The 4,696-nt window shown below is 72.5% G+C and carries 4 protein-coding genes; 1 reads left to right on the top strand and 3 read right to left on the bottom strand.

Annotation, left to right across the window (positions count from 1 at the left end):
* Nucleotides 1-264: 264 nt before the first annotated feature.
* Entirely contained in the window at nucleotides 265-1,302 is a 1,038-nt protein-coding gene (locus AB0A74_RS42500) for a WD40 repeat domain-containing protein (RefSeq protein WP_358258891.1), read from the top strand.
* A gap of 24 nt (nucleotides 1,303-1,326) precedes the next feature.
* On the opposite strand, the gene AB0A74_RS42495 is transcribed toward AB0A74_RS42500, so the two are convergent.
* The 3 genes from AB0A74_RS42495 to AB0A74_RS42485 form a co-directional block, all read right to left on the bottom strand.
* Nucleotides 1,327-3,165, bottom strand: coding sequence for a hypothetical protein (locus AB0A74_RS42495; RefSeq protein WP_358258889.1), 1,839 nt, complete (start codon nucleotides 3,163-3,165; stop codon nucleotides 1,327-1,329).
* Between the two features lie 194 nt (nucleotides 3,166-3,359).
* Entirely contained in the window at nucleotides 3,360-4,439 is a 1,080-nt protein-coding gene (locus AB0A74_RS42490; RefSeq protein ID WP_358258888.1) for a CU044_5270 family protein, read from the bottom strand.
* Nucleotides 4,432-4,696 (bottom strand): sigma factor-like helix-turn-helix DNA-binding protein (locus AB0A74_RS42485; RefSeq protein WP_358258886.1); only part of this gene is annotated, 265 nt, incomplete at its 5' end. The genes AB0A74_RS42485 and AB0A74_RS42490, both read right to left, overlap by 8 nt.

Genomic DNA, 4,696 nt, shown 5'->3' with positions numbered 1-4,696 from the left:
ACAAGGCGAACACGAAGACCGCGTCGGACGAGGTCTACACGGCCCTGAAGTCGGCCGCGCCGTCGGGCCTGGAGGTCCTGGAGAAGTCGGCGGCGACCGGCCGCGGCACCACCCGCTCCGGCCGCCACTCCCCCACCGGCCGCCACTCCCCCACCGGCCGCCGAGCCCCCGAAACCCCGGTTCGCGGTCCGCCGCCTGGCCTCCCACCGCGCCCTGCTCATCGCCGTCCTCACCACCATCGCCCTCGCCACCACCGCGGTCGTCGTGTGGCTCAACCGGGACAAGACCGAAGGCGGCAGCGGCGCCAACGCCAAGGCGGCGGGCTCCGTCATCACCGGCACGGCCGAGAAGGTCGTGCTCAGCCCCGACGGCAAGACCCTCGCCGGCTTCACCACCGGCGCGGCGGGTGAACGCGTCCGCCTCTGGGACGTCCACAGTGGACAGGAGATCGACAACCTGGCGGGCCACCCGTCGTTCTTCGCCTTCAGCGCCGACCCGAACACCATCGCCCTGGGCACGGACACCGGCGCGGCGACGCTCTGGGACCGCAGGACCCACCTCGTCCGGGCGACCCTCGAAGGCACCAACACCGGCCCCAGTCTGGCGTTCAGCCCGGACGGCGGCACCATCGCCACCGCCTCCACCTGCGCGTGCGACAGCCCGTTCGACAACCCCGTCCGCCTCTGGAACACCGCCGACGGTCAGCTGAAAGCGACCCTCCCCGGCCACACCAACGGCGTTCAGGACATGTCCTTCAGCCGTGACGGCCGCCTGCTGGTCACCGGCGCGGTCGACCGGACGATCCGCGTGTGGGACGTCGCCACCGGCAGGAACACCGCCACCCTCGACGCGGGCTACGCCGCCGTGTTCAGCCCCGACGGCAGCACCATCGCCGCCGGCAGCTCCTACACCGAGAAGATCAGCCTGTGGGAGACCGCCACCGGCAAGCGGATCCGCCTCCTCGACGCCACCGGCGAACCCGTCTCGTTCAGCACCGACGGGAAGACGCTCATCACCACCGGGTTCGACCGGAAAACGGGGCAGCTCTGGGAAGTCGCAACAGGCGAGCTGGTCAACACCGGCACCCCGGACGGCCCGTGGACCGTCAGCCCCGACCACAGGACCCTCGCCTTCGGCGCGCCCGACAACACCGTGCAACTGGTCAACGCCGCGACCGGGGAGGTGAGGGAATCGCTCACCGGCCACACCGCCCGCGTCGCGGACCTGACCTACAGCGCCGACGGCCGGACCCTGGTGTCCGCCGGCGCCGACGGCAGGATCCGCGTGTGGCCGACCGGATGACGCGCACCCGGCCGGCCCCACCGCCTACGGGTACTCGGTCACGTACACCGGCACGCCGACGCGCGTGGTGTCCGCCGCCTCGCCCAGGCCGTTGACCACGTGGTCGATCGTTCCGGCGCTGAGGTTGACGGTCATGATGTGGCGCAGCCGCACGCCCGGTGTCGTCGGCACCTCGAACCCGTTCTCCGTGTGGATCGACGGGTTGTTCTGGTTGAACACGTACACGCCGCCGCCGTGCAGGGTGTGGTGCTTCACGCGGTCGCCGACCTTGTAGCCGGCGAAGCCCTCGACGGCGCCGTTCATCCAGTCCGCCTGCGTGGGCGGGTCGTAGGGCAGTTCGTTCTGGTACAGCACGGTGGTGCCGTGCTCGCCGTTCCAGACCGTGTTGTAGCGCTGGAAGTGCTCGACGAACAGGCCGGTCGCGGTGACGTGGTCGCCGTTGACGACGACGCCCGTGCGGCCGGTGTTGGTCTGCCAGCGCTGGGTGTCGGTGAAGCCCTCCACGCCGTGGTCGCCGCGCCACACCCACGTGTGGTCGATCAGGACGTGGTCGCTGTTGACCTCCAGCGCGGTGTCGGTCTTGCCGACGTGCGGGCCGCCGACGCGGAAGTACACGTCCGACAGCGTGGTCGGGTCGCCCGGGACGCTCCAGCCCCGGCTGTTCTTGTGGCCCACGCGCAGGAGCACCGGCGACTCCTCGGCGCCCGCGTCGATCGTGACGCCGGCGATCACCACGCCCGGCACGTCGGCGACCTCCAGCGGGGTCGAGCCGCCGACGGCGGTCAGCGTGGCGTGCCCGAGGCCGAGCACGACCGTGCCGGGGCGCTTGACCTCGATGCCGCGCGCGACGTCGTACACGCCCGGCGTGAGCAGGAGGTGCTTGCCGCGGGCCAACTGCCGGTTGATCTCGCGGACCGGGTCGGTGGGCTTGGCGACGAAGAAGTCCGTCAGCGGGACCGTGCGGCCCGCGGTGGGGCCGTCGGCCCAGGAGACGCCGCGGGTGTCGCGCCGGGCCTGCGGGACGCGGACCTGGTAGCGGCCGGCGTCGTCCACGAACAGGTAGGGCTTCTCGCGGCTGATCGGCGTGCGGTCCAGCGTGGTGTAGGGCGGGTTCGGGAACGCGGTGTCGGCGGGCGCGCCCTCGACGCCGGAGAAGACCTGGTTCCACACGCCGTTGGACCAGCCGGCGACCTCGCTGTCGCGGGTCAGCCACTGCTGCTGCGAGCCGTTGACGACCTGTGGCAGCCGGGAGTCCGCGATGAACCCGCCGCTGGCGTACTGGGGTCCGGCGGTGCAGTAGTCCATCAGCGAGAACGTGCCGCCGGTGACGTTGAGGCGGCGCAGCGAGACCGCCTGCGACACCGCCCAGAAGTTCGCCGACGAGCGGCAGCCGTCCTGGCCCCCGGCGTCCACGTTGATCGTCAGGTTGGACACGGTGCGCCAGAAGTTGACCAGGGCGAGGCAGTTGCCGGCGCCGCCGTCGGCCAGGCAGCGGTTGTAGACCTCGACCTTGCCGTTGACGACGACGTCGGTGGGCGAGGAGCCGAGGCCCGCGATCTCGGTGTAGTAGCCGACCTTGATGTGCAGGGGCTGCTCGGCGGTGCCGTAGGTGCCCGGCTTGAACAGGAACGCGTGCCGGCGGGTGCCCATCTCGTCGTCCACGCGGGCGGCGTGGGTGGCGTCGAGCGCGGCCTGGATCTCGGCGACGGGGGTGCTCGGGTCGAACACCCGGACGTCCGTGCCGAGGTCCCGCGCTCGCGGCGGGTCGGCCGTGGCGCCGGGCGCGGCCAGTGTCGCGGTGGCCAGGGCCAGCGCCAGTGCCGGGACGAGAACGCGTCTCGCGAAGGGGCCCATGATCGTCATCGACCTGCCTATACCGGGGAGTGGGGGCGGAGACCCGCCTGTGAGAGAGCGCTCTCACGGGTGGGTGCGCCATTCTTACTCCGCCGGGTCCGGTTTTCCAAGGGTGTGCCGACTCCCGGTCCTTCCCGGTCGCCGACGGGAGAAGGGCCCGTGCGCCCCCGACAGCCGCACGAGCCCTTCCGCCGAACCACCGCTCACCGGGTGGGCTTGTCCCCCATCCGCTCGACCACGCCGGTCTCGACAGCGGTGAACGACAGGACCGTGCCGGCCTTGAAGTGGTCCATGTCGGACGTGGTGACCTGGCGTTCGCCGATGAACTGGCCGGTCTCCGGGTCGATGATGATGTCCTGGCGCAGGTCGCCGTCGTCGATGCCCAGCGCCGTGCCCAGCCGGCCGCCCAGGTTGGCCTGCTTCTCGGTCACCTGCAGGCCCGGCAGCTTCGCCAGCGCCTTGTAGATGTTGGCCCGCACGTCGCTGCGGACCAGGCCGCTGCGCAGGGCGTCGGCCGCGTAGACCAGCAGTTCGGCGTCACCGCGGTCGTTGTCCGGGGCGTCGTCGCCCAGCCGCTTGAACAGGGCGTCCGGGTCGGTGGGCAGGCTCGCCTGCCACTCGGCGGTCGGGTGCTGCCAGCTGCCGCGCTCGTCGCACTCCTTGCCCGGTTCGGCGAAGAACCCGCCGCACCTGGCGCGCCACTCGCCCTCGGGCCAGCCGCCCTCGGTGTCGATGCCGGCGGCCTTGGCCTCCTCGGCCGTGCCGACGACCCATTGCCGGTTGCCGGTGACGTCGCGGCGCAACAGCCACTCGGCCCTCTCGTCCGCCGGCGCCCACGTCTCCAGGAGGTTCTCCGCCAACCGGGAGAACTCGCCGCTGGTCGCCATCCACCAGGCGCGCGTCGCCACGTACCGGTACCCGCCCGGCGGGACCGGCTGGTCCACCGCGCCGATGGTCCGCGCGGCGGCCCGGTCCAGCGTCGCGGCGGCCTCGGCGCTGGCCGGCGCGCGGTCGCGGCCGAACGACACGGTCTGCACGACCAGTCCGGCCGCCACCAGCACGGCCACGGCCGCCGCGCCGAACACCCAGCGCCGCTTCGAGCGCGCCGGTTTCGTCTTCCCCGGGTCGATCGTCACGTCCGTCTCCCCTTCGGTCGTCTCCATCAGCGCCGCCCGCGCGCGGGCGAGCACCGCCTCGTCGCTGTCGACGTCGGCGTTGAGTGCGTCCAGCGCGGCGTCCAGCTCGTCGTCGGTCCAGATGCGGTGGATGTTGTCGTCACTCATCGCCGGTCCTCGTTCGGTCGGTCTCGGGCGCGTGGGCGCGCAACCGGCGGCGCACGCGGTGCAGCCGGGAGCGGACGGTCCCGACCGGGATGCCGAGCGCCTCGGCCACCTCGTTCGAGTCCAGCCCGGCCCAGCTGGTGAGCAGCAGGACGTCCCGGTCGCCGGGGTCCAACCCGGCCAGCGCGCCCGCGAGCAGCCGGGTAAGGCGGGCGGTTTCTGGACCACCCCGGACCCCGAGGAGAGCCTGGAGTCCACTC

The sequence above is a fragment of the Saccharothrix sp. NPDC042600 genome, assembly GCF_040647305.1.
GTDB classification, from domain to species: domain Bacteria; phylum Actinomycetota; class Actinomycetes; order Mycobacteriales; family Pseudonocardiaceae; genus Actinosynnema; species Actinosynnema mutabilis.
This window is presented reverse-complemented; position numbering and strand designations above follow the sequence as displayed.

Bases quoted from the DNA above. Each gene is read 5' to 3' on its own strand.
- AB0A74_RS42495 (WP_358258889.1), bottom strand. From the start codon at position 3,165: ATGACGATCATGGGCCCCTTCGCGAGACGCGTTCTCGTCCCGGCACTG.
- AB0A74_RS42490 (WP_358258888.1), bottom strand. From the start codon at position 4,439: ATGAGTGACGACAACATCCACCGCATCTGGACCGACGACGAGCTGGAC.